Genomic DNA, 2,260 nt, shown 5'->3' on the forward strand with positions numbered 1-2,260 from the left:
GCGTCGATCAACTGCCGTCTGCTCCATTTCGGCGGACGACCACGTCCCGAGGCGGCGGGTAACAGCGGCTCCAGCGCTGCCCACTGTTCATCGGTCAGGTCGTGCCGCCTCGTCACCGCTACGCTGGGCCACGAGGTCTCCGGTACTTGGGTCTTCTTGGTCGTTGAACCAACTACCGGAGGCCTCGTCAATTACCAACGACCGCCACGCCGCGACCCCTCATCACCCTTTGAAAACGCGGCCTAGACGCCCTTCTGATCGCACTCTATGTGTATCTGGACGATCACGTGATGCCCTCGCGGGAACGACCTCGCCGGCGGGGCCGTCCTCCGGTGCTGACAGCCGCCGAGGCGGTGGTCGTGGCGGTGGCCCAGGTGCTGCTGCGATGCGATCAGGAGCGGTACTGGTTACGGACAGCGGCGGCCCGGATCGGTCATCTGTTCCCGCGGCTGCCCTCCCAGGCCGTCTACAACCGGCAGCTGCGGGATCTGGGACCGCAGATGTCGGCGGCGGCGTTGTGGATCTCCCGCCAGATCCCGACCTGGCACGAACCACTCAGGCTGATGGACGGCACCCCGGTCCGCTGCGGCGCCTCACGGGTGACGGTCAACCGGTCAAGCCTGGGCGAGATCGCCGGATACGGCATGGACAAGTCCCACCATGCCTTCTACTGGGGCGCCAAGCTGATGTTGATCACCACTGCCGACGGCGCGGTGACCGCTTTCAGCCTGGCTCATCCCAAAGAACTCGACGAACGCACGCAGGCTCTGCTCCTGCTGCACATCCACACGATCGCGCCTGGACCGTGCCCGATCGTGTGCGACAAGGGTTTCGCCGGCGCCGGCATCGAGGCGGCCGCCGCTGACCTAGGCCATCCATTGATCCGGCCGGCCCGTCAGGACGAACCCGCGTCTGCTCTGCCGTTCCCCGGCTGGCTACGCCAACGCATCGAAGCAATCATCTGGACGTTGAAAAACCAGCTCGGCCTCGAACGCCACAATGCCCGCACCACCGACGGCCTTTGGGCGCGGGTCAGCCAACGCGTCCTCGCCCTCAACGCCGCGATCTGGCACAACTGGAACACCGGCGCCCCCGTGAAACGGTCATTGACCGCCTACGACCATTAGCCCAAATTCACATCAGCGATCTAGGTGCTGTTTCTCAGATCTGCTGACTGAGCGTTCCTGGATCGTCACGATAGGCGTATGGGGCGAGGTGACTTAACCAACGCGGAGTGGGAGCGGCTGGAGCCGCTGCTGCCCGAAGGCGGTCGACAGGGCGGCCGGTGGAACGACCACCGAAAGACGATCAACGGCGTGTTGTACCGGGCTCGCACCGGCCTGCCCTGGCGCGACCTGCCCGAACGATTCGGCCCGTGGATCACCGTCTACAAGCGGCACCGACGCTGGTCTGCCGACGGCACCTGGCAGCGCCTGCTGACCGCGATCCAGGCCGAGCAGGACGCCCAGAGCCAGGTGGACTGGGACATCTCGGTGGACTCCACCACTGTCCGGGCTCACCAGCACGCCGCCGGCGCGCCCCGCGCCCCGCGCCCCGCACCCCCCACACCGCCCGGCCGGCAAAAGGGGGACTCCGCCGGGGCAAACCGGGGCGATCCGGTGCTGGCCACCCTGGCCGCCCGGCTGGCGGAGGTGGTCAGACTGGGGAATGCCTAGGCCGTTCCCATGGCGGGTTCACCACCAAGATCCACCTGTCGGCGGACGGCCGATGCCGTGCGCTGTCCCTGGTCCTGACGCCGGGCCAGTACGGCGACAGCCCACAGTTGCGACGGGTGCTGCGGGCCGTGCGGGTCCCTCGGCCGGGGCCGGGACGCCCGCGTACCCGGCCCGACAGCGTGGCCGCGGACAAGGCGTACTCCTCGCGCGCCAACCGCGTCTACCTGCGCCGCCGCAACATCCGCCACACCATCCCCGAACCCCGTGACCAGCGCGCCAACCGCCGCCGGCGCGGCTCTGCCGGGGGACGGCCCACCGGCTTCGATGCCGAGCGGTACAAGGCGCGCAACGTCGTCGAACGGGCCATCAACCGGTTGAAGAACTTCCGGGCGGTGGCCACGCGCTATGACAAGCGCGCCTACATCTTCCTCGGCACCGTCACCCTGGCCGCCCCGGCCATCTGGCTCCGGACCTGATCTAAGAAACAGTCCCTAGTACTACAGCCTGATTTCGTGATGCATGAGCCAGCGTCTCCAATGGTGGCTGGCTCGGGCGCGGGTCTGGTGGTGGCGCCGGCGTTGGGA

1 protein-coding gene and 1 pseudogene are annotated in these 2,260 nt (G+C 67.9%); both read left to right on the forward strand.

Annotated elements, in window-relative coordinates:
* Positions 1 to 290: 290 nt before the first annotated feature.
* Positions 291 to 1,127 (forward strand): IS982 family transposase, encoded by an 837-nt coding sequence (locus ACWCSU_RS52715; protein WP_449945223.1) that lies wholly within the window; start codon positions 291 to 293, stop codon positions 1,125 to 1,127.
* A gap of 78 nt (positions 1,128 to 1,205) precedes the next feature.
* Positions 1,206 to 2,152 (forward strand): annotated as a pseudogene (locus tag ACWCSU_RS52720) (IS5 family transposase).
* The last annotated feature ends 108 nt before the right edge of the window (positions 2,153 to 2,260 follow it).

This window comes from Nonomuraea sp. NPDC001699 (genome assembly GCF_053596455.1).